The 26,325-nt window shown below is 45.2% G+C and carries 7 protein-coding genes; 2 read left to right on the top strand and 5 right to left on the bottom strand.

All coding sequences use genetic code 11. The features are described 5' to 3' along the window. Positions 1 to 109 precede the first annotated feature (109 nt). Complete coding sequence (locus tag AC3CH3_RS08930) at positions 110 to 18,025, top strand: retention module-containing protein (RefSeq protein WP_488536997.1); 17,916 nt, start codon at positions 110 to 112, stop codon at positions 18,023 to 18,025. Between the two features lie 76 nt (positions 18,026 to 18,101). Here AC3CH3_RS08930 and AC3CH3_RS08925 read toward each other — a convergent pair whose 3' ends face one another. The 5 genes from AC3CH3_RS08925 to AC3CH3_RS08905 form a co-directional block, all read right to left on the bottom strand. Then, positions 18,102 to 18,866: a transporter substrate-binding domain-containing protein gene (locus tag AC3CH3_RS08925; protein WP_488518035.1), complete on the bottom strand. Its 765-nt coding sequence runs from the start codon at positions 18,864 to 18,866 to the stop codon at positions 18,102 to 18,104. Between the two features lie 304 nt (positions 18,867 to 19,170). Further along, positions 19,171 to 20,925 (bottom strand): sodium:solute symporter family transporter, encoded by a 1,755-nt coding sequence (locus AC3CH3_RS08920; RefSeq protein ID WP_488536996.1) that lies wholly within the window; start codon positions 20,923 to 20,925, stop codon positions 19,171 to 19,173. 864 nt (positions 20,926 to 21,789) lie between these two features. After that, positions 21,790 to 22,416, bottom strand: coding sequence for a bifunctional 4-hydroxy-2-oxoglutarate aldolase/2-dehydro-3-deoxy-phosphogluconate aldolase (locus AC3CH3_RS08915; RefSeq protein ID WP_017069898.1), 627 nt, complete (start codon positions 22,414 to 22,416; stop codon positions 21,790 to 21,792). A gap of 73 nt (positions 22,417 to 22,489) precedes the next feature. Further along, on the bottom strand, positions 22,490 to 23,422 hold the full coding sequence (gene kdgK, locus AC3CH3_RS08910) for a 2-dehydro-3-deoxygluconokinase (protein ID WP_488536995.1): 933 nt from the start codon (positions 23,420 to 23,422) through the stop codon (positions 22,490 to 22,492). Positions 23,423 to 23,456: 34 nt separating this feature from the next. After that, a complete protein-coding gene (locus AC3CH3_RS08905; RefSeq protein WP_009846518.1) occupies positions 23,457 to 23,792 on the bottom strand; it encodes a cupin domain-containing protein in 336 nt (111 codons plus the stop codon). 333 nt (positions 23,793 to 24,125) lie between these two features. On the opposite strand from AC3CH3_RS08905, the gene AC3CH3_RS08900 reads away from it, so the two are divergent. Beyond that, the gene (locus AC3CH3_RS08900; RefSeq protein ID WP_171330558.1) at positions 24,126 to 26,324 is read left to right on the top strand and encodes a heparinase II/III domain-containing protein; all 2,199 of its coding nucleotides are present in this window, start codon (positions 24,126 to 24,128) and stop codon (positions 26,322 to 26,324) included. Position 26,325: the final 1 nt, after the last annotated feature.

Genomic DNA, 26,325 nt, shown 5'->3' with positions numbered 1-26,325 from the left:
GATTGTTAATGAAGAGAATAAGTTCTGAATATAATTTAAGCCTGAAACCGTTATTACTATTATTTTCACGATGTTGGGCAATACAGCATTTTGTGACCTCGGGGGATATATGGGTATTGAAGTTTCGCGCCAAGCTGCAGTTGTAGAGGCAGTGAGTGGAGAAGTCATTGCGGTTAAGTCTGACGGAAGCGCACGAAAAATTTCAGCTGGCGATATTATTCGTGAAAACGAGATTGTTATCACTGCCAACCAAGCAGAGGTTGTATTAGGTACCCCAAACGGTGTCACTGAGGTGGCAAGCAATTGTGTTGGCTGTGTTGATCAAGATTTAGCGTGGGCTGATGCTCCGATCGCTGGAGAAGTTAATTTTGACTTACAGCAAGCCGATGCTGGAGATTTTGATGATGATGAATTTGCTGCAATCCAAGAAGCTATTTTAGGTGGTGCCGATCCGACTCAAATCTTAGAGGCAACAGCGGCTGGTGGCGGACTAGGCTCTGCGAATGCCGGCTTTGTGACGATTGATTATAACTATACAGAAACTCATCCATCGACATTCTTTGAGACCGCTGGTTTAGCAGAACAAACCGTTGATGAAGACAGAGAAGAATTCAGGTCGATCACTCGTTCCTCGGGTGGTCAATCAATCAGTGAAACACTGACTGAAGGCTCCATATCTGGCAATACTTATCCCCAATCTATAACAACCACAGAAACGATTATTGCTGGTAGTTTAGCTCTCGCTCCTGACTCTTTCGTACCAGAAACGCTATCCCTAGTTTCACTGCTTAGTGAATTAAACAGCGACATTACTTCAAGTGGTCAGCCCGTCACCTTCACGTATGACGCGGCGACGAACTCTATCGTTGGTGTTCAAGGTACCGACGAAGTATTACGTATCGACATTGATGCCGTCAGTGTTGGTAATAACATTGAGCTTTCTCTAACCACAACGATTTCTCAGCCGATTGATCATGTACCGTCTGTTGGCGGTGGTCAGGTTTCTTACACTGGCGATCAAATAGATATTGCCTTTGATATTCAAGGCGTAGACACTGCTGGAAATCCGCTAGCAACATTCGTTAACGCACAGGTTTCGGTGTTTGACGGGATAGATCCGTCTGTTGAAAGTGTCAATATCACTAACGTTGAAACTAGCAGCTCGACAATCGAAGGGACGTTCTCAATTATTGGTAGTGATATCCTTCAATCAGCCGTATTTGATGCAAGCGCACTCGACCAGTTTGATGGGTTGCTCAGTGACAATCAAAACACGCTTGCGAGACTTTCTGACGATGGAACAACGATTACTCTGTCCATCCAAGGCCGAGGTGAGGTTGTTCTCACCATCTCACTAGATACCGATGGTACTTATAAATTCGAGCAGTTTAATCCAATAGAACAAGTGGGCTCCGATTCACTGACGTTCGATTTACCGATCACGATTACCGATTTCGACCAAGATGTTGTAACCAATAACATCAACATTGTTATCACTGATGGCGATAGCCCAGTCATTACTAATGTCGACAGTATTAGTGTCGATGAAGCCGGCATCATTGGTGGCTCACAAGAGGGAACCGCGCCTGTAGCGGGGAGCGGAAGTATCACTGCCGATATTTTCGAAAGCGACATCATCGACCATTATGAACTGGAGCCGACGGAATTTAATACGGGTGGCACCTTGATTTCTAATGGTGCGGTGGTGCTACTCGAGTTGGTTGGTGAAACCAACGGTGTAAGAACTTACGAAGGCTATGTAGAGGTCAATGGATCGAGAATTACGGTCTTTGACGTTAAAATTGATAGCCCTTCATTGGGCAACTATGAGTTTAATCTTTATGAAGAACTTTCTCATCAAGGCGCTGAAGATGCGCTGCTAACTTTTGCATTGCCAATTTATGCTGTTGATGCCGATGGAGATCGTTCCGCACTATCTGGCGGTTCGAACACACCAGAAGCTGCTGAAATTCTCATCAATGTCACAGATGATGTTGTTGAGCTAGTTGATAAAGTTGAGTCAGTCACGGAACCAACTTTAGCCGGCGATACCGTTGTTTCGTATAACCTATTCAACTTCGAAGGCGCTGATGGCTCGAAAATTCAATCTTTTAACTATGATGGTGTTGATTACTCACTAGATCAGAGCTTGCTGCCAGATGCTGTTCAAACATTCAGTTTTACTGAGGGTGTTGTAACCATCTCACTAAATGGCGATTTTAGTTTTGAAGTTGCGCGCGATATTGACCATACAAACAGTGAAACCATTGTAAAACAGTTCTCATTTTTAGCTGAAGATGGTGATGGAGACACTGACACTTCAACGCTTGAGCTAAGTATCACTGACGGCCAAGACCCAATTATTGATTTGATCCCGCCTGTTACTCTCTCAGAAGCCAACCTTGCTGATGGATCTTCTCCAAGCGGAAGTGCGGTCAGCGCTACCGAGACGATTACCTTTACTGCTGGTAGTGATGATGTAGCTAAATTTCGTATTGAACCAACTGAATTCAATGTCGGCGGGGCACTGGAATCGAATGGGTTTGCGGTTGAGATAAAAGAAGACTCTGCTAATCCGGGCACTTACATCGGTTTTATTACCAACGGTTCTGGCTCGGAAGTTCCTGTGTTTACCTTAAGCTTCTCAAGCACCACGTTAGGTGAATACACCTTTACCTTACTTGAAGCGCTAGACCATGTGGATGGCCTAGATAAAAACGATCTAAGCTTTGCTCTTCCAGTTTATGCGGTAGACAGCGATGGCGACGATTCATTGGTATCTCAGCTTAATGTGACCATTGGTGATGACGTTCAAATCATGCAAGACGGCACGTTAGATATCATCGAGCCAAATCTTGCTGACGGTACTGTAACAACCAACACCATTGATGTGATGCCTGATCAAAGTGCAGATGGCGCGACTATCACTCAGTTTACCTATGACGGTGTCGTAAATACACTCGATCAAAGCATTTCAGGCGAGCAGCAGTTTAACTTCGCAGAAGGTAGCTTGTTCATCACTCTTGAAGGTGAAATACGTTTCGAGCCAAAACGCGATCTCGACCATAGCATGAGCGAAGATATCGTGAAGTCGATTGTGGTGACCTCAAGCGACTTCGATAAAGATTCGGTGACTTCAACGGTTACATTGACGATCACCGATGGCGATATCCCAACCATTGATCTTATTCCAACGGTTAGCTTATCTGAAACGAATCTGAGTGATGGTTCGAACCCGAGTGGTAGCGCGGTTAGTCAAACCGAGACGATCACTTTCACCAACCAAAGTGACGATGTTGAGAAATTCCGTTTAGAGCCTAGTGAATTTAATGTTGGCGATTCTCTCACGTCCGATGGTCTGGTGATCGAGATTAGAGAAGAACCTGCAGGTTCGGGTAATTATATCGGTTTCACGACTGATATTTCGAATACTGAAACTACCGTTTTCACTCTTGATTTCAGCAGTACTAATTTGGGTGAATACACCTTTACGCTTATCGAAGCGATTGACCACACGCCGATTCAAGGGAATAACGACCTAACATTCAACTTGCCAGTTTATGCCGTCGATAGCGACGGTGACGATTCTTTGATGTCTCCGTTGGAGGTGACGATCACCGATGACGTTCAAGTGATGGTCAATAGCTCACTCAATATTGAAGAGCCAACGGTTGCGGATTTAGCGGCAGGCACGCCGACCACGACAACGGTTAATGTTCTCGATGAAGAAGGTGCTGATGGAACGACCATTACTCAGTTTACCTATGATGGTGGAGCGGCACTAACACTTGACCAAAGCGATACGGGTGAACAGAAATTTGATGTTGCTGAGGGTTCGCTGTATATCACCCTACAAGGCGACGTGCGTTTCGAGCCTAATCGTAATTTGGACCACACAAGTGGAGACATTGTTAAATCGATAGTGGTGACCTCAAGTGATTCTGATAACGATCTTGTTTCTTCAACGGTTACGCTGACCATTACCGATGGCGATATTCCAACCATTGATAATGTACCAAGTGTTACGTTATCTGAAACCAACCTGAGTGATGGTTCTGCTCCAAGTGGCAGTGCGGTCAGTCAAACTGAGACGATTACCTTCACCAACCAAAGTGATGATGTGACGAGTTTCCGTATTGAACCTACTGAGTTCAATATTGGCGGCCTTCTAAAATCGAATGGACTGACGGTTGAGTTGAAAGTCGACCCAAGTACGCCTGGTGGCTACATCGGCTTTGTGATGACGGCACCTAATGTTGAAACGAACGTGTTCACGATTAGTTTCTCGGATACCAATATTGGTCAATACACCTTCACACTGTTGGAAGCGTTAGATCACGTTGATGGGCTAGGAAATAACAACCTAAGCTTTGACCTGCCGGTTTACGCTGTTGATAAAGATGGTGATGATTCACTGGTGTCTCAACTCAATGTGGCTATCGGTGATGATGTCCAAGTCATGCAAAACGGCACATTAGATATCGTTGAACCGAATGTTGCTGATTTGGCTGGTGGTACTGTAACGACCAAAACCATCGATGTGATGCCAATGCAAAGTGCTGACGGTGCGACAATCATTCAGTTCACCTACGATGGTCAAGTTCGAACACTTGATCAAACTGACAATGGCGAGCAAAAGTTCAGCTTCACGGAAGGAGAGTTATTCATCACTCTTCAAGGTGAAGTGCGTTTTGAGCCAAATCGTAATTTAGACCACACAACGAGCGAAGACATCGTGAAGTCGATTGTGGTGACTTCAAGTGACTTCGATAACGATCCCGTGACAGCAACGGTTACGCTGACGATTACCGATGGTGATATCCCAACCATCGATGCCGTGCCAAGCGTTACTCTATCTGAAACTAACCTTAGCGATGGCTCTAGCCCGAGCGGTAGCGCAGTAAGTCAAACCGAGACGATTACTTTCACTAACCAAAGTGATGATGTGACGAGTTTCCGCATTGAACCAACGGAGTTTAATGTCGGTGGTGTACTGAAATCGAATGGGTTTGCGGTCGAGATAAAAGAAGATTCTGCTAATCCGGGCACTTACATAGGCTTTATTACCAACGGCTCGAGCGCTGAAGTCCCCGTGTTTACCATTAGCTTCTCTTCAACCACGTTAGGTGAATACACTTTCACTCTACTTGAAGCGCTAGACCATGTTGACGGCCTAGCGAACAATGATCTGAGCTTTGATCTGCCTGTTTATGCGGTAGACAGTGATGGTGATGATTCACTGGTATCGCAGCTTAGTGTAACGATTGATGATGATGTTCAAATCATGCAAGGTGGTGCGCTAAATATTACCGAGCCGACCGTCGCTGATTTAGCGGCTGGTACACCGACCACGGCTACTTTTGATGTCATGCCAAACCAAAGTGCTGACGGCGCGACCATCACTCAGTTCACTTATGATGGCGTCGTAAACACCCTCGATCAAAATATTGCAGGCGAACAGCAGTTTATCTTCGCAGAAGGCAAACTGTACATTACCCTCGAAGGTGAAGTTCGCTTTGAGCCTAATCGAGATCTTGACCATACGGCTGGCGATATTGTTAAGTCGATAGTGGTGACCTCAAGCGATTTCGACAAAGACTCAGTCACGTCAACCGTTACGTTAACGATCACCGATGGTGATATTCCAACCATTGATGTTATTCCAACGGTTAGCTTATCTGAAACGAACCTGACGGATGGTTCAGCCCCAAGTGGCAGTGCGGTAAGTCAAACCGAAACCATCACCTTGACCAATCAAAGTGATGATGTGGTTCGTTTCCGCCTTGAACCAGCAGAATTCAATACCAACGATGCACTTACATCGAATGGTTTAACTGTTGAATTACGTGAAGATCCGCAAGGGTCGGGCAACTATATCGGATTTACAACCAGCTCGTCGAATGCGGTAACCACAGTATTTACGTTGAGTTTTTCTGGGACAACCTTAGGTGAATACACCTTTACCTTAATCGAAGCCTTGGATCATCAAGATGCACGTGGCAACAACGACCTGAATTTTGATCTGCCTGTGTATGCGGTGGATAGTGACGGCGACGATTCGTTAGTCTCTCAGCTTGGCGTGACTATTGGTGATGATGTGCAGTTGATGCAAGGCGGCACAATAACCAGTCGTGAGCCTGCTGGAGTCGTCGAAACATCGAATACTCTGGACGTGATGCCAAATCAGAGCGCAGATGGAGCAAAAATCACTTCATTTGTGTTTGATGGAAACAGTGCAGAAAGCCTTGATCTCAATGTGAATGGCGAGCAAGAGTTTGTGTTCACTGAAGGTTCTGTATTTATTACCACAGAAGGTGAGATACGATTCGAGCCTGTGCGAAATCAAGATCACACGAGTGGTGATATTACCAAGACGATTGTTGTTACATCTACTGACCTTGATGGTGATATCGTCTCATCTACCGTGACATTGAAGATTACCGATGGTGATCTTCCAACGATCGATTTAGTCCCTGGAATTACGCTCTCAGAAGTGGATCTCGCAGATGGTTCTTCGCCAACCGGCAATCCAGTGACGATGACTCAAGTTATTACCTACTCAGAGGGTAGTGACGATGTTAGTTATTTCAGAATTGACCCAGCACAGTTCAACATGTCTGGAGCTTTAAAGTCCAATGGCTTAGAGGTTGAGATAAAAGAGCAGCCAGCGAATTCTGGTAATTACATTGGCTTCGTCAAGGACGGCTCTAACGTAGAAACCAACGTCTTCACCATCAGTTTCTCGACCACCAATCTAGGGCAATATACGTTCACACTTCTTGAAGCGTTAGACCATACAGATGGATTACAAAACAATACTCTAAGTTTCGATGTCCCTGTTTTAGCGGTTGATACCGATGGTGATGATTCTGCAATGTCGCCAATGACCGTGGTGATCACCGATGATGTACAAGGCGTTCAAGATGGGGCGTTAAGTATCACTGAGCCTTCACTTGCTGATATAGCAGCGGGTACGCCAACCACGCCAACAATCGACGTTATGCCGACACAGAGTGCTGATGGCGCGAAAGTGACTCAGTTTATCTACGATGGTGGCACGGCTGTTACGTTAGACCCAACTGTGTCTACAGAACAAGTTTTTACCGTAACCGATGGCTTACTGTACATCACGATTGAAGGTGAGGTGCGCTTTGAACCAAGTAGAAATCTAGACCATTCAGCGGGTGATATCGTGAGAACGATAGTCGTGACGACCAGTGATTTTGATAACGATACCGATACCGCGGATGTCACGTTGACGATTCAAGATGGGATTGATCCGGTCATCGATGTTGTTCCTAGCGTGAACTTATCGGAAGTCAACCTCGCAGATGGTTCAACGCCAAGTGGTTCTGCTGTGAGTTCAACACAAACCATTACCTACACCGTGGGTAGTGATGACTTAAGCCACTTTAGAATCGCGACCAACGAATTCAATCCAGGTGATGTGCTGAAATCAAATGGTCTTGTTGTTCAGCTAAAAGAAGATCCGTCTTCTCCAGGTGATTACATTGGCTATACCGATGATGGGGCAGGTAATGTAACCGATGTCTTCACGATTAGCTTTGATAGCGTTAATAAAGGGCAGTTCACCTTCACTTTGATTGAGGCGTTAGATCACCTTGATGGTGATCTTAATAACAGCCTCAACTTCAACCTGCCTGTTTACGCCGTTGATACCGATGGTGATGATTCGGTTAAACGCGATGTCATGGTAACGATACAAGATGACATTCAACAGATGCAAGATGGCACGTTAAGCATCACAGAGCCAAATACTGGAACACCAACCACTGCTACTGTTGATGTAATGCCTACACCAAGTGCTGATGGGGCGACCATTACTCAGTTCACTTATGACGGTGGGTCTGCGATTACATTAAATCAAAACATCAGCGGTGAGCAGGAATTTGTTTTCACTGAAGGCTCACTGTTTGTCACGCTAAGCGGTGATGTAAGGTTCGAACCAAACCGAAATCTAGATCATTCTGCGGGCGACATTGTTAAGTCGATTGTGTTTACGTCTTCTGACTTTGATAAAGATACCTTTTCATCAACAGTCACGCTTACGATTGTTGATGGCGATGGACCAACAATCAACGTTGTGCCAAGTGTCAGCTTGTCGGAAAGCTTACTTGCGGATGGTTCGACACCTAGCGGAACGCCTGTCAGTGTGACTCAGACTATCACCTCGCTAGCGAGCAGTGATGACATTGGAAAAATAGTCGTTGAAGCTGGGCTGTTCAATACCAACGGCGTGTTGAAGTCTGATGGCCTTGAATTGAGTTTACGTGAGGAGCCTGCGGGTTCTGGCGACTACATTGCGTTTACGACGGATGGTTCGGGTGGTGAGAAAATCATATTCACCCTAGATTTTGATGATACTAATCCTAGCCAGTATACCTTTACGCTGCTTGAGCGTTTGGATCACGTTGATGGCTTAGGAAGCAACGATCTGAGTTTTGATCTTTCTGTTTACGCGCAAGACACCGATGGCGATATTTCAGCGTCTAAACCGCTTTCAGTAACCATCACCGATGATGTCCAGTTAATGAAGTCTGGTGCGCTTAGCATCACTGAACCAAGCACGGGCACGCCTACCACAACGACATTTGATGTGATGCCTGCGCAAAGTGCTGATGGCGCCACCATAACCAAATTTACTTATGGTAGTCAGCCTGAAGAGTCTCTGGTGCAAACCATCACTGGTGAGCAAGAGTTTGTATTTACGGAAGGTTCGTTGTTTATCACGCTTGAAGGTGATGTGCGCTTTGAGCCTAATCGAAACCTGAATCATTCTGGTGGTGATATCGTTAAGACGATTACCGTAACATCTGAAGATAAAGATGGCGATATCGTGACGTCTACCGTGACGTTAACTATTGCCGATGGCGCGCCACCAACTATCGACACCGTACCGACTGTCGCGTTGGAAGAAGCAAATCTGATTGATGGTTCTTCTCCGGGTTTACCTGTTAGCCAAACTGAAACCATTGCTTTCACAGCGGGAAGTGATGATGTAAGCTATTTCCGTATTGATACCACTCAGTTCAACACGTCTGGTGATTTGAAATCGGATGGCCTAGTGGTTCAGCTTAAAGAAGATCCAGCCAACAGCGGAACCTATATTGGTTTCGTTGAGAGTGGGGGTGTTCAAACGGATATCTTTACCATCACTTTTAGTAGTGTAGTGCTAGGCGAATACACCTTCACTTTGTTGGAAGAGCTCGATCATCTGCCTGTGCAAGGCAACAACGATCAAGTATTCACTCTGCCAGTGATCGCGGTCGACCAAGACGATACCGACTCTGTGATGAAACCTTTGACCGTTACTATCACCGATGATGTGCCTGTCATTACCGATACGACAGCGACCAGCACATTTGTGGTTGATGAAGATGATCTCGGCTCTGCGATTTCTCAAGCAACAGGTGCATTTGTTACCACAGAAGGTGCAGACCAAGTAGAGGTTTACGAACTGCGTAATATCTCTGCGCTTGAAGCGACATTGACCTCTGGAACTGAAGCGATTTCTATTACAGAAGTCACAGGTGCCGCCAACACAACGACCTATCAAGGTATGACGACAAGTGGAACTCCTATCTTCACGCTCGCGCTAGCGAATGACGGCTCTTATACGTTTACGTTGCTAGGTCCTCTAAACCATCCAACAAGCCCGAATTCCAATACCTTAACGATTCCATTTGATGTCGTTGCGGTTGATGGTGACGGCGATGATTCTAACCAATATGTATTGCCAATCGAGGTGCTAGACGATGCGCCAGTAATGAGTGCGCCGACGGGTGAAACGGTTGTCGATGAAGACGATCTTACTGGTATTGGTTCCGATCAACCTGAAGACACCATTATTAATGGGCTATTCACCGTTGATGAAGGTGCTGATGGTGTTGTTAAGTACGAATTGGTTGATGAAAACTTAGTGATTGCAGGCTTAACTTCTGATGGAGAAAGCCTAGAGTGGCTGCCTGTTTCACAAAGCGGTACAACCTTCACTTATGTTGCACAGACGGTAACCAGCAATCAACCTGTGTTTGAAATCATTTTTGATACCTCAAACAACAGCTATCAATTCGAATTGTTTAAACCACTTAAGCACCCAGATGGCGCGAATGAAAACACCATAGAGCTTGATTTCTCTGTCGTGGCTGAAGATTTTGACCAAGACAAATCGAACGCGATCGATCTGACTATTACGGTAACTGATGATGTTCCATTGGTGACCACTCAATCGATCACGCGAGTTGAGGGTCAAGGTTATGGCAACTCCAAAGTTAACATGTTTGCGAATGCGACAGATGTGGGCGCAGATGATGCGGCACTGACTCGCATAGAGGGAATTACTAGCAATGGTGCCGACATCGTGTTCCGAACAGGAAACAATGGGCCTTACAGTAGCAGTTTTGATTTGAACAGTGGTACCCAGCAGATACGAGTTTACGAACAAACCGATGATGGTAGTGGCGGTATCGACACTCGTGAACTTGGTAGACTGCGCATAAATTCAAATGGTGAGGTTGAGTTCAGAGCTAATGGTTATCTTGATCATGACGGTCTTGACACTATCGACTTCTCGATTAACGTGATCGCGACGGACGGAGACTTAGATACCTCTGAAACACCTTTAGATATAACAATTACAGACCGAAATTCGTCTTCTGTCGCGTTAAAAGTGACCACTTTCGAGGATGCGGGCAGGGACTCAACTATACCTTATGCAACGGGCGATGAGCCGAATTTTGAAAATGCTCAAGACAACCAAAGTAATTTGCCTAATGCACCAGCGCAAGTCGCGCTGCAAGTTAATCTCTACGATCAGGACAATGTCGAATCGATTGGGCAGTTGACGATTAAAAGCCCGAACGGCGGTGATAGTCACCAAGGTACTTTTTATTATTTTGATAGTGCTAGTTCGAAGTACATTGAATTAGTACCTGAGCCAAATGGGAGCATTGTATTTGGTCCTCCTCAACTTGAACAAAGCTTCGCTCCAAACCCGAGTGAACCAAGACAAACTATCGCGACGATAGACAACTTGTTCTTTGTTCCGGACCAACACGCTAGTTCGGATGAAACTGGTGGGAGAGTTCGTTATGAGCTCGAAATTGATAATAATGGCACGCTTGACCATACAGTAAATTCAAGCTTCAGAATTGAGATTGAAGCGGTAGCGGATATTGCGACTTGGGATGACACCAGTAGCACGTATCAGTATCAAGTGAACGAAGATGAAGACAATGTGATACTTCAGCTGAATGCAGAGTCGCAAGATAACAGTAATACTGAGACGATTACCTATGAGCTAGAAGCCGTTCAAGGTGATGGGAAGTTTGAGCTGTTGGATCAAAATGGCAATGTGTTAACGCCGGTCAATGGTGTCTACACGATTGCTGCCGCAGATATCAATAGCACCGTGGTTAACCCTATTGATAATTTCTCTGGGCAAATTGAGTTCAAAGCAACCGCAATTACGGAAGAGACGCGTAATCCATACGATGACGCAGCCAACGGTGGAGCAAACGATAAGACAACGGCTCGCTCTGTAGAGCAAAACATTATCATTGATGTGACTGCCGATGCGGATCCAGGCTCGTTCAGTGTTAACCGAATCCGTATTAATGAAGACAATATTGATGATCCAGACTACTTAGGTCCTCTGGCCAATAAAGATGCCTTCACGTTGGATGAAGTGATCACCATGAATGGCTCGGTGGACGCTGATGGCTCCGAAGAGCTGTTTGTTCGCATCAGCAATATTACCGAAGGAGCGGTGCTTTATTTCCTAGGAACCACTACTCCGGTTCCTACAATCACTATCAACGGTGTCGATTATCAGGAAGTGGCGTATTCCGATCTAGCCAACGTAGAGATCGTTCCGACTAAACACAGCAATGTTGACTTCACGTTTGAAGTTACGGGTGTGGTCAAGGATACCGCAAACCTCTCTACTGGTGCCCAAGTTGATGAAGAAATCCTAGGGACTAAAACGGTTAACGTTGAGGTTAAAGGCGTTGCCGATATTCCTTATGGCGGTACCAACGGTACGGCTTGGACAGCAATTACCGATGGCACAACATCTGGCGTTCAAACCACAATTCAAGAGAGTCAAAATGGCGATAGCTTTGCTGAGCTCGATTTCACTGTATTGTCGGGCGAGAGAAGGCCAGATAGCGGTACAACACCGTTACCTGACGATGTCTCAGAGTCGATAACGGTTATTCTTTCAGGCATCCCTGATGGCGTTATTCTGGAAGATGGCGATGGTACCGTGATTGACTTGAACTTTGTTGGTTATGAAACGGGACCGGGCGGTAGCCCTGATCTCTCTAAACCCATTTACGAAGCGAACATTACTGAAGCGGGTAAAACTTCAGGTATCCGCATTAGACCGGTTGATTCGTCGACAGAGAACATCCACATCCAAGGTAAAGTGATCGTGACCGAGAATGATGGTCATACGCTCTCTTTTGATCAGGAAGTTCGCATCTTAGTTGAGCCAAGGATTGATACTTCAGCGACTTATAATACTGTGACTCGAGGAGATGAAGATACGGCGATCAACATCGATTGGCACCCAGAAGGTACAGATTACATTGATGATGACGAACATTTCACTTCAATCGTTATCAGCGGTATTCCAAGTGGTGTTGAAAATGTGGTTGTAAACGGTGATGTGATTTGGAACTACGATGCTGCGGCTGGAACGCTAACCATCACACCTAAGAGCGGGCAGACTCCAGAAGCGTTCACTCAGATAGCACTGAACAATAATTTTATTCAGATAACACCGGAGCAAGATTCGAGCACCGACTTTACGCTTAATACGGTTGTCATGATTGAAGAACGCGATCATGAATATGTTGATGCAACTGACCCAGGTCAGGGTATTGCAACAGCAACAATCACGGGCTCGATTGATGTTCGTGTGCGACCAGTGGTTGAGCCTGAAGATGCTAACAACAAACTGGTTGTAGATGAGGTCGCAGGTCTTACAGACTTGGGTACAGTGGTCGCGGATGCTCTAACTGGTGTTCTCAAATTCACAACCAACAGTGACAATACATCGGTTACGGATGAGTTCGTTATTCGATACCAAGAAACTGATGCTTCGTCTGCTATTGAAGAAGTTGACCAGCTAGTGATTCAACTGACCAATGTGGACGACTCGGCGTTATCAGATGCTGTCCTCAACCAGCTGCTTGTTATTGGTGCCGCTTATGAAGGCAATGGTCGTTGGGTGGTAACAAATGAAGATCTGTTTAGTATTAGTGCACCAAACGGTCTTGCGTTTCCGCCAGTTTCTGGCCTTCCAGGCGTTTTCAATGACATCAAGATGACCATCTACAGTACCGTGATTGATCGAGGTGATGGCGCTGAAACTGAATCATCAGCTGCGGTTCAGAGGGAAGGCGAGGTGAACTTGTCATTCCCAGAAGTGCTTGTTGGCGGGAACGAGGTGGCTGCAGATATTACGATGACACCAGATAGCGTTGTCGATGCTGTAGAAGACACACAGTTAGACTTGGGAACTGCTTTAAATAGTCTGATCACATTCTCCGGTGAAGACGCTTCAACAGACCAAGTGACTATCATAATTGATGACTCTGTGACCATTCCCCCAGGAATAACTTTCCCAATCAGTTTAGGAGGAGGCAGTGATGTTGACTTCGTAAACGGGAAGTATGTGTTTGAAACAACCGTCGAGCAGGGTGTTCCAACGGATTTCTCAGGTCTGCTACTCAACCTACCTGCCGACTATTCTGGCGACTTTAGGTTACCAATCACAATAGTAACCAAAGATACACTGTCTGGTGATGAGAAAACCTTGGTGACCGATGTCGTTATTAAAGTCGCTCCTGACGTTGAAGGTAATCCAGACATTGATGTTACGGTTGTTGGCTCGCTTGATGACTCGTTTAATCCTGTTGATACTGATGGTCAACCGGGACAAGATCCAGTGGGTTACGAAGATACTTACATTCAGCTTGATTTCAGCACAACCATTACTGACCAAGTCAGTGGGGTTGAGGGTGGTGACGAAAAATTCACATCTATTACGCTGACTTTGGATGACACAAGTGTCGGCGCGTTTTACACAAGTGCGGGTGTATCGCTTGGTACGTCCGTGACCTTCAATGAAGCGGACATTAATGCCGGCGCTCTGGACAATGTATTGTTCCGTCCTGCTCCCAACTACCCAACGGGTAACGACATTAATCAAGTACAAGTGAATGTCAGCGGAACAATTACCGATACTGCTACCTACAATGACGCTTCGTCTCCAGTCGGAACGGCAACCGATACTGATACGTTCAATACCAGTGTTAGCTTTGAAGTTGTCCCTGTGGTTGATGATGTGCTTGTAACAGGGCCGGGTAGTGATCCTGATGTCATTGAGATCACGGGCAACGAAGACCAATCTATTTCTCTATCGGGAACCGGGCCTGTTTCTATTGCGCTCACTGACCTAGACGGCTCAGAGCAGTTCGTTTCGATTAAGTTCACCGGTGTACCTGATGGCTTCTTAATGAATGCAGATCCGGGCTCCGCTTATACAGTGAAGAACAATGGTGGTGGTGAGTGGAGTGTTCAACTGCCTCAAGCATCAGGGTTGTCATTTGATTTGAGTGAGATTTCGATCCTACCGCCTAAAAACTTCAGTGGTACTGCGGAATTTGGCGTTGCTGTCTTTACTCAAGAATCCTTGTTAAGCGTACCAACTGCCGCATCTAATCTGCCAAGCTTTAAGCTGCATGTGGTGCCAGTGGGTGATGATGTTGATACCAACCCAACGGATTCTGTTACTGGCAATGAAGGCCAAAACATTGATATCGAAATCAATGCGACTATTTTGGATAAAGAGCTATCTGCAACAGGCAGCGGCACGTATACCGAAAATGCGCCAGAGACACTTCGTGTAGAGGTGGCTGGTGTACCTCAAGATGCCTCTATCTACTATCCAGACGGTACGACGTTGGCTAGCTACGATCCTGTCACACAGATTTGGACGCTGGATGTACCTGCTCAGTCGCTTGATAAGATCGTATTTAATTCTGGTCAACACAACAGCGATACAGGTAATGCGTTGGGTATTACTGGCCCATTACAAATCACGGTTCGCTCTGTGGACACTGATGCTGACAACACTGAATACCTGGGTACACCAACCAGCTTCGATGTTGATTTAGTGATTGACCCTATCAACGATCAACCAACGTTCGTCAACGTTACCAATATTGAAACGCAAGAAGACTCAACTGGTGTCGCGATTAACAACTTCAGCATCTACGACGTAGACGCAAGTTTTGATAACCCAGATGCACCGTATACGCTGACGTTGAAAATTGACCAAACATTGCCAGGAGCACAGGGCGTCTTTGAGTTTACAAGCTCTCCAGATGTGACGTTTGTACTGCAACCTGACGGTTCACTGGTCATCACGGGTAAAGAAGCTGACATCAATACGGCATTGACCAATGGTGCGGTGACCTTCAAGCCGGATCCAGACCAGAACTACCTCAATCAGGGTGGGTTGGTGACAATCAACGCAACACTCGATGACGGCGGTAACAATGGTCTTATTGACGCTGGAGACCCGAATACCGCACAGACCAATCAAACGACCTTTACTATTAAAGTGACGGAAGTAAATGATGCGCCTGTTGCAACGGATGTTGATTTAGGTTCGATTGCGGAAGATGGTCAAATCGTGATTGTGGAAGGTGATTTGATTGCGGCAAGCTCCGACATCGAGAATCATAACCTGACCGTAACGGGTGTCACCCTGACTCAAGGACAAGGTCAGTTAACGCGCTTTGAAAATGCTGGTGGCGCTGATAACGCAGCGATTACCGGTCCATTCTGGTTGTTCGTTGCAGATAACGATTTTAACGGTGACGTGAAATTTAACTATTCCATTATCGATGATGGTACAACTAATGGTGTGGATGATTTCCTAACTGACAGTGCTGAAATTAGCCTTGAAGTCACCGAGGTTAATGATCAACCAGTCGCGACAGATATTGACCTAGGCACCACGCTTGAAGAAGGTCAATTGATCATCAAAGAAGAGGACCTGATCGCAGCGACCACGGATCTAGACAATGACGCAATTACTGTGACCAGTTTGGTGCTCGATCAAGGTCAGGGCACACTGCAACGCTTCGAAAACGTGGGTGGTGCGGATGATGCGACGATTACGGGCCCATATTGGGTGTTTACCGCTGCGGATGAATACAACGGCGACGTTAAATTCACTTATAGCGTTGAGGATGACGGCACGACAAACGGTGTCGATGATTTCCTAACTGACAGTGCTGAAATCAGTGTTGTGGTAACGGAAGTGAATGATAAACCGGATGCAACGGATATCGATTTAGGCACCATCCTCGAAGAAGGTCAATTGATCATCAAGGAAGAGGATTTGATTGCAGCGACGACCGATCCGGAAAATGACACGATTACCGTGACTAATCTGGTGCTCGATCAAGGCCAAGGCACACTGCAACGCTTTGAAAACGTCGGTGGGGCAGATGATGCTATGATTACTGGTCCTTACTGGGTATTTACCGCAGCAGATGAATACAACGGTGATGTTAAGTTTACTTATACCGTAGAGGATGACGGGACAACGAATGGCGTTAATGACTTCCTAACCGATACCGCTGAAATCACTGCCGTGGTACAAGGTTCGAACGATACTCCTGTCGTTAATGGTGACAGTGTCACTACGTTGATTGATGAAGACGCAGGACAACTGCTTAGTGGTATTAATGTCAGTGACCCTGATTATGTCGATAGTTTTGCTAATGACTTGATGACAGTAACGCTGACCGTTGATTACGGAACACTTTCCGTATCATTACCTGCTGGTACTAGTGTGACCGTTAATGGTGACAATAGTGGTTCGGTGACGTTAGTAGGGACGCTGAGCGATCTGAATGCCTTGATTGACACACCGACCAGCCCGAATGGGGTTTACCTTGATGCAAGCTTGGCTCCAACTAACAACATCGGCTTAGAGGTCACCGCCAAAGACAGTGGTAATCCTTCTGGTATCGCTATTGAAACGGCTCCGGTTGTTTATAACATCGCGGTGACGCCAGTGGCGAATGCACCAACCTTGTCTATCGATAGTGCGACTAACTACGTGAGAAACATTACTGCGAGTCAGTCTGTGAGTGCGAGTGGCATTCCTTTGGTTGGGATTATCGCGGCCTTAACGGACATTACAGAAGAGCTAACGCTACATATCAGTGATGTGCCTACTGGCGCTCAAATCACCAGTACTACGGGTTCTGTGACGGATCTTGGCGGCGGTGTGTGGGTGGCAACGGCGGATGCAATCGAAAGCTTGCAAGCGGTTGGGCTTTCTCAAGCTCCGGGTAACTACACACTGAAAGTTGAGGCGGTTTCTGAAGAGACTGACAACAACGATACAGCGACCTCTGCATCGATTGACCTGAACTTGAACATTGTGTCGAATGCGGTTGATATCAACTTGGCTTCGGAAACCGATGATGTTCAGTTACTGGCTGGTGCTAATGCGACTGACTTAACGGGTGGTTCAGGTAATGACCGACTGGAAGGTGGCGCAGGTGATGATACGCTTGTTGGCGGTGACGGTAACGACACCCTGATTGGCGGCGGAGGCTCAGACATTCTGACTGGTGGCGTTGGTATGGACTCGTTCGTATGGCTTAACATTGAAGATGGTGTTGAAGATACGATTACCGACTTTGATTTGTCGGAAGGGGACAGTATTGACTTGAGAGAAGTGTTGCCGGAGCTTAAAAACACATCTCCAGACATGACCGCGTTGCTACAACAGATAGACGCGAAAGTGGACGGGGATGACATTGAGCTTACGATCAACCCAGATGGCTTAGGTACCACGGAACAAGTGATTGTGGTTGAAGACCTTGCTCCTCAGTTAACACTAAGTGGCACCATGCCTTCAGACATCCTAGATGCGCTAGTACAGCAAAATGTGATAACTCACGGTTAAGCGAACCATTAAACCATAACGAAAGAGGCCAGCATTGCTGGCCTCTTTTTTGTCACTGTATAAATTGAAAAAGACGTTACTTAAGAGAGTTGTGGATCAGGAACTCTTCTTCAACGCCTTTCAATTTCATCTCATCCATAATGAAATTCACTGTGTTCAACAAACGTTGTTCGCCTTTAGGAATTAGGTAACCGAATTGGCTATTGGTGAACGGAGTTTCACAACGGGCTGCTTCAAGCCGTTCGTCCGTTACTTGATAGAACAGACCTTCAGGGGTTTCTGTCACCATCACATCAACTTTGCCTTCCGCAACGGCTTGCGGCACATCTAAGTTGTTCTCGTAACGTGTGAAGCTTGCGCTCTGTAGGTTGGCGTCTGCAAACATCTCGTTAGTGCCGCCAATATTCACGCCTACACGAACCGAAGATAGATTTACTTTTTCAATGCTGTCGTACTGTTCTGCTTTGCCTTTCGCGACTAAGAAACACTTACCAAAGGTCATGTATCCCTGAGTTTGCTCTGCGTTTAATTGGCGTTGCATTTTACGCGTAATACCACCCATCGCGATGTCGTATTTATCGTTGTCGAGGTCGGTCAGTAGATCTTTCCATGTGGTACGAACAATCTGTAATTCGACGCCTAGCTGCTCTGCAACATGCTTAGCCACGTCAATGTCATAACCAGAGTAGGTTTTGCCGTCGAAGTAAGAAAAAGGTTTGTAGTCGCCTGTGGTGCCGACGCGAAGTGTGCCTGATTTTTGAATGTCTTCTAACTGGTCAGCTTGCGCTGCGCCGGAAAGTACCAGAGTAATGGAAGCAAGTAATAGTGATGTTTTTTTCATTGTAATTATCTGTTGTGTTTGTCTAGTTGTTAAAAGTAACAGAAAGAAAAGCAGAAAGAGATCAAACCATTGGAAAGTTTAAAAGAAAGTGCGATTACAAAAAATAGAGGTAAGAAAACTCTGTCTGAAAGAAGGGTGTAACGGGTGTAATTGAAAGGTTTAGGGAAGGGGAGAAGACACATTAAAGTGCTATTCAGATTTAAAAGTATCAGAAATTTTGAGTGGTAAACAAAAAGCCCATGTTATCGAATAACATGGGCTTCATATTGGTTTAACGTGTTAGATGCTTTCTTTAGCGATTGGGCTATTTAGAAACTGACTCGTTGGTCATCTTAGCTGTAGCTCTTGATGCGTTGATTAATAGTATACCTACTGTCAAGACGATTGTGCCACACAGCACGAACATTGAGCGACCAAACATGTCGTTTGGAATCAATGCCATCAATAGAACACCAAGGCCTGCAACTGAAATCAATTTACCAAGCATACTGCGTTGTTTCATATCTAACTGTTGCTGCTCTGCACCTTCTGAGATAACAGGTGTATTCCAGTTTTCAAACAGCTTTTCAACTTCCGCTTCGCGCTCTGGCGTACGGCCTTTATAGAGCAGCATTGTTAGCAAGAAGAAACCACCTGTAAAGATAACATGGGCAGCAAGACTGAGACCTACTTTTAAGTCACCCCACTCACGTGCTGTTAATGCTTGATCTAGGTTAAACCAGTTTTCAATATCTTCTGCTTGTAATGAAATACCAAAGATATAAGAAACAACACCACCAACAACTAATGTTGCCCAGCCAGACCAGTCTGGAGTCTTGCGAATCCACATACCCAGCAAGATTGGAATTAGCATTGGGAAACCAATTAATGCGCCGATATTAAGTACAATATCAAACAGACTTAGGTGACGCAGTGAGTTGATGTATAAGCCAAGGCCTATAATGACCAAGCCCATAAAAATTGTCATTGCCTTACTTACTATAACCAACTCTTTCTGCGAAGCATTTGGGCGAACAAACGGGTTATAGAAGTTAACAACAAAAATACCTGCATTACGGTTAAGGCCAGAGTCCATTGAAGACATCGTCGCAGCGAACATTGCAGACATCAATAGCCCAACCATACCAGCTGGCATCACATTTTCCACAAACGCAAGGTAAGCAGCATCTGCGCCAACACTGTAGTCACTTACAAAATCTGGCATAAATGCAGAAACGTACCAAGAAGGAAGGAACCAAATTAGCGGGCCAACAATTGCTAGAACTGTTGCTAAGCCTGCAGCTTTACGTGCGTTTTCGCTGTCTTTAGCACACAGGTAACGGTAAGCATTAATACCATTGTTCATTACACCGAACTGTTTAATAAGAATGAAAACAATCCATAGAATGAAGATACTCATGTAGTTGAGATTGTTACCAACCCAAAAGTCACCAGTAAAGTTTGTAACAATGTTCGAGACACCACCACCGTGGAAGTATGCTGCCACAGCACAGGTAATGGTTACTGCCATTATAACTAACATCTGCATAAAGTCGGACGCAACAACCGCCCATGAACCACCAGTTACCGACATGATCACTAGTACAACACCAGTGAAGACAATCGTCACCTCCATCGGAATGTTGAATACGGCAGATACAAAAATTGCGATACCGTTTAAGGCAACACCCGCAGAGATCAAGCTATCTGGCATACCAGCCCAAGTGTAGAACTGTTCTGAACTTCTACCAAAACGCTGACGAATAGCTTCGATTGCTGTAACAACACGAAGCTGCCTAAACTTAGGCGCGAAGTAAACGTAGTTTAAGAAATAACCAAATGCATTGGCCAAGAATAGGATTACAACGACGAAACCGTCGGTGAATGCGCGTCCTGCGGCACCTGTAAACGTCCATGCTGAAAATTGTGTCATGAAGGCAGTTGCACCAACCATCCACCACAACATTTTGCCGCCACCTCTGAAGTAATCACTAGTAGAGGTGGTGAACTTACGGAACATCCAACCAATAGCGATCAAAAAGAAGAAGTAGGCGAGAACAACAAAAGTATCAATAGTCATCTTTTCAGCCTTTTAAATATCATAATTAACTGGGCTTAGATTAACGCGTCCAAAGGTTTATTTGTACTACAATATGTCTTTAGTATGATCTAGGTCGCATTGATTTTTACTTACTTACGTTGCTATTGTTTAAGTTGCTGTTTTAAATAACTAAATTGTTCACCCGATTTGTTTTAGATTCAAAATAAATTGGAGTGCAAATGTTTATATGTATTACAATATAGGCAACAAGCTTTCAGTTTGCCTTATTTATAAGATTTTAATTATAACCGTAACAAATACGCTACAACTGGACGTGATTTTACGATGGAATTCACGTTAAATTTCAATACTCAATCGCTAAGTCATGTTTCCGGCTTTTAAGTGTAGCTTATTGTTTTTAAGCCTTTATTTCTGTTTCGCGTTTCCCATTTCTTTTTGATTTGACCACGGCTTTAGCGTTTGGACTCTTAGCTTGTCGAATGGGCGGAAATAAGAGTGAGAAACCGCGCTATCTATAACAATAGCTTCAGGTTTAGGCGTTGTGTCTCTCGATGATGCTGGATTCCATTGAGATGAAATTTTTGAGTATAGCTTTCCAAGCAAAGCAAGCGCTCTGTGAAGCGTTAAGATAGCATGCTACGTAATATCATCGAGTGTGAAGCTGGTGGGTAGTTTGATTAATAGGAAGGTATTGGAGAGGTCTTTATTGGGCGTATACGTCTGGTGGAGCAGGGATACCCTAAGTTGCTAAGTTGCTAAGTTGCTAAGTTGCTAAGTTCTCCAAACTTCCGGATACCGATAACGGCAAATACTGAATTCGCAGAGCCCGAGAAAACAAAAAGCCCCACCGAGGTGAGGCTTTATCACTAAATCTGAAACAGATTAAGCGTTAACGTGATCAACTGCGTCACGAACAAGTTTGCCTAGCTCGTCCCACTTACCTTCGTCGATAAGGTTAGTTGGAACCATCCAAGTACCGCCACACGCAAGTACAGAAGGGATAGATAGGTATTCGTCTACATTCTTCAAGCTCACACCACCAGTAGGCATGAATTTAACAGGGTAAACCGCTGTTAGTGCTTTAAGCATACCAGTACCGCCAGAAGGCTCAGCAGGGAAGAACTTCAGCGTGCGAAGCCCCATTTCCATTGCTTGCTCAACTAGGCTTGGGTTGTTAACACCCGGTACGATTGCAACACCTTTGTCGATACAGTATTGAACAGTGCGAGGGTTGAAACCTGGGCTTACGATGAAATCAACGCCCGCTTCGATAGATGCGTCAACTTGCTCGTTAGTCAGTACCGTACCTGAACCGATTAGCATGTCTGGGAATTCTTTACGCATGATGCGAATCGCTTCGATTGCACATTCTGTACGTAGTGTGATTTCTGCACATGGCATGCCGTTTTCAACCAGTGCTTTGCCTAGGGGGATGGCATCTTCAGCACGGTTGATCGCGATTACAGGGATTACTTTTAAGTTTGCTAGTTGTTCATTTAATGTAGTCATGAATTCTTTCTCACGTTAATAATGGGCCTGCTTTCAACTAAGCAAACCCTTGATTAATAGTTAAAGTGCGCAATTATAGAGACAAATCAGGCGTCGCTTCTAGAGGAATGATAGCTCCTGGATACTGAATCACAGTCCCTGCCACAATATGGCCAGCCAATGCTGCATCACGCGCATTGCCACCGCTCAAGCGTTTAGCTAAGAAGCCTGCACTGAACGAGTCGCCAGCGGCTGTTGTATCAACAATGTTGTCTACTGGGTTTGGTGCAACGTACTGAGCGCTTTGGCTTTCAACCACTAGGCAGTCTTTCGCGCCACGCTTAATGATGATCTCTTTCACACCAGACTCAGACGTACGCGCAATACACTGTTCAATGCTTTCGTCGCCGTACAACTCTTGCTCGTCATCGAACGTAAGTAGTGCTGTGTCGGTGTACTTAAGCATTTTCAAGTACCAAGAAATCGCTTCTTGTTGGCTTTCCCAAAGTTTAGGACGGTAGTTATTGTCGAAGAATACTTGGCCGCCTTGAGCTTTGAATTTGTCTAAGAAGTTGAATAGCTGCGTGCGTCCGTTCTCTGTCAAGATAGCAAGCGTAATACCACTTAGGTAAACCGCGTCAAAAGAGAATAGCTTATCAAGTAGAGCAGGCGTGTCTTGCTGATCAAACATGAATTTCGCAGCAGCGTCACTACGCCAGTAGTGGAAGCTACGCTCACCAGTTTCATCGGTCTCGATGTAGTAAAGCCCTGGTTGTTTGTGATCAAGCTGAGCAATTAAGCTCGTGTCGATACCCTCTGCTTGCCACTTTTCCAACATGTCGGCACTGAATGGGTCAGTACCTAACGCCGTTACATAGCTTGTTTGGATATCTTGCTCTTTTGTTAAGCGTGACAGGTAAAGTGCTGTATTCAGTGTATCGCCACCAAAACTCTGCTTAAGCCCGTCTTGTTTCTTTTGTAGCTCAACCATGCACTCGCCAATGACCGCGATGTTTAATGATTTCATATGCTTACCTTAGCAACTGAGGTTGCGCTATTCGTTATTTTAGGAAATCTTCACGCGCAGGGTTGAAGATATCAAGAAGGATGCTGTCTTGCTCTAGAGCAACGGCACCGTGCATCATGTGTTTACGAGCAAAGTAAGCATCGCCTTCTTTAAGCACTTTCTTCTCGCCTTCGATTTCAGCTTCGAAGCTACCACGAACTACGTAACCGATTTGGTCGTGAATCTCATGAGTATGAGGGTGGCCAATCGCGCCCTTATCAAAACATAGGTGTACAGCCATAAGATCGTCAGTGTAAGCGACGATTTTACGCTTAATGCCGCCACCAAGTTCTTCCCATGGGTTTTCATCTAGGATAAAGAAAGAGTTCATTGTGTATCTCCTAATCTGTTTAAATCTTTTAAGTGTTACTTAACTTGCATCCATCATAAGGGAATGAGCTCAATTGTAATACAATATATCTAAATTTGTGTGATATTGATCAAGCGATACTTTATATAGCGTAAATAAATCAATAACTTAATAAATGACCGATATTTATCATTAGTCATTCACATCAATGACTTACGGTTGATTATGTGACTCTAATCATCATTTGGTAACGAATAGGTATAATTAAAGCTCTTATTGTATTACTTTATATGGAGTTTGAGAATTTAATCAAAGTTTAAGCAGATAAACTCTTTATTGAGGGTGACAAAGAATATGACGACTAAACCAGTATTGTTGACTGAAGCTGAAATCGAGCAGCTTCACCTTGAAGTGGGCCGTTCTAGCTTAATGGGCAAAACCATTGCAGCGAACGCGAAAGACCTAGAAGCATTCATGCGTTTACCTATTGATGTTCCAGGTCACGGTGAAGCAGGGGGTTACGAACATAACCGCCATAAGCAAAATTACACGTACATGAATCTAGCTGGTCGCATGTTCTTGATCACTAAAGAGCAAAAGTACGCTGACTTTGTTACAGAATTACTAGAAGAGTACGCAGACAAATATCTAACGTTTGATTACCACGTACAGAAAAACACCAACCCTACCGGCCGTTTGTTCCACCAAATTCTGAACGAACACTGCTGGTTAATGTTCTCAAGCTTAGCTTACTCTTGTGTTGCTTCAACACTGACACAAGAACAACGTGACAACATTGAGTCTCGCATTTTCGAACCAATGCTAGAAATGTTCACCGTTAAATACGCACACGACTTCGACCGCATTCACAACCACGGTATTTGGGCAGTAGCCGCTGTCGGTATCTGTGGTCTTGCTTTAGGCAAGCGTGAGTACCTTGAAATGTCAGTGTACGGCATCGACCGTAACGACACTGGCGGTTTCTTAGCGCAAGTTTCTCAACTGTTTGCACCTTCTGGTTACTACATGGAAGGCCCTTACTACCACCGTTATGCGATTCGCCCAACGTGTGTGTTCGCTGAAGTGATTCACCGCCACATGCCTGAAGTTGATATCTACAACTACAAAGGCGGCGTGATTGGCAACACAGTACAAGCGATGCTTGCGACGGCTTACCCGAACGGTGAGTTCCCGGCTCTGAATGATGCTTCTCGTACTATGGGTATCACAGACATGGGTGTTCAAGTTGCCGTCAGTGTTTACAGCAAGCATTACTCTTCTGAAAACGGCGTAGACCAAAACATTCTCGGTATGGCGAAGATTCAAGACGCAGTATGGATGCATCCATGTGGTCTTGAGTTATCTAAAGCCTACGAAGCCGCTTCTGCTGAGAAAGAAATCGGCATGCCTTTCTGGCCAAGTGTTGAGTTGAACGAAGGCCCTCAAGGTCACAACGGCGCACAAGGTTTTATCCGCATGCAGGATAAGAAAGGCGACGTTTCTCAGCTAGTGATGAACTACGGTCAACACGGTATGGGTCACGGCAACTTCGATACGCTGGGCATTTCTTTCTTCAACCGTGGTCAAGAAGTCCTGCGTGAATACGGCTTCTGTCGTTGGGTGAACGTTGAGCCTAAATTCGGCGGCCGTTACCTAGACGAAAACAAATCTTACGCTCGTCAAACGATTGCTCACAACGCAGTAACGATTGATGAAAAATGTCAGAACAACTTTGATGTTGAACGTGCAGACTCAGTACACGGTTTACCTCACTTCTTTAAAGTAGAAGACGAGCAAATCAACGGTATGAGTGCATTTGCTAACGATCACTACCAAGGCTTTGACATGCAACGCAGTGTGTTCATGCTAAACCTTGAAGAGCTAGAATCTCCGCTACTATTAGACCTTTACCGTTTAGATTCTGAGAAAGGCGGCGAAGGCGAACATCAATACGACTACTCACACCAATATCAAGGTCAGATTGTTCGTACTAACTTCGAATACCAAGCAAACAAAGAGCTGAACACTCTAGGTGACGATTTCGGTTACCAACACTTATGGAACGTGGCAAGCGGTGAAGTGAAGGGCACAGCACTTGTAAGCTGGCTACAAAACAACACTTACTACACGTGGCTAGGTGCAACGTCTAACGACAATGCTGAAGTGATTTTTACTCGCACAGGCGCTAACGATCCAAGTTTCAACCTACGTTCAGAGCCTGCATTCATTCTACGTAGCAAAGGCGAAACAACACTGTTTGCTTCTGTTGTTGAAACGCACGGTTACTTCAACGAAGAATTCGAGCAATCTGTAAGTGCACGTGGTGTTGTGAAAGATATCAAAGTAGTAGCTCACACCAATGTCGGTTCAGTAGTTGAGATCACCACAGAGAAATCAAACGTGACAGTGATGATCAGCAACCAACTTGGCGCGACTGACAACACTGAACACAAAGTAGAACTGAACGGCAAAGTATACAGTTGGACAGGCTTCTACTCAGTAGAAACAATTTTAAACCCAGAATTAGCAAGCACAGCAGAGCAGGGGAAATAAT

The sequence above is a fragment of the Vibrio sp. QJM3NY_35 genome (genome assembly GCF_057785915.1).
Note: the sequence above shows the minus strand (reverse complement) of the source record. Positions and strands in the feature narration are given on the sequence as shown.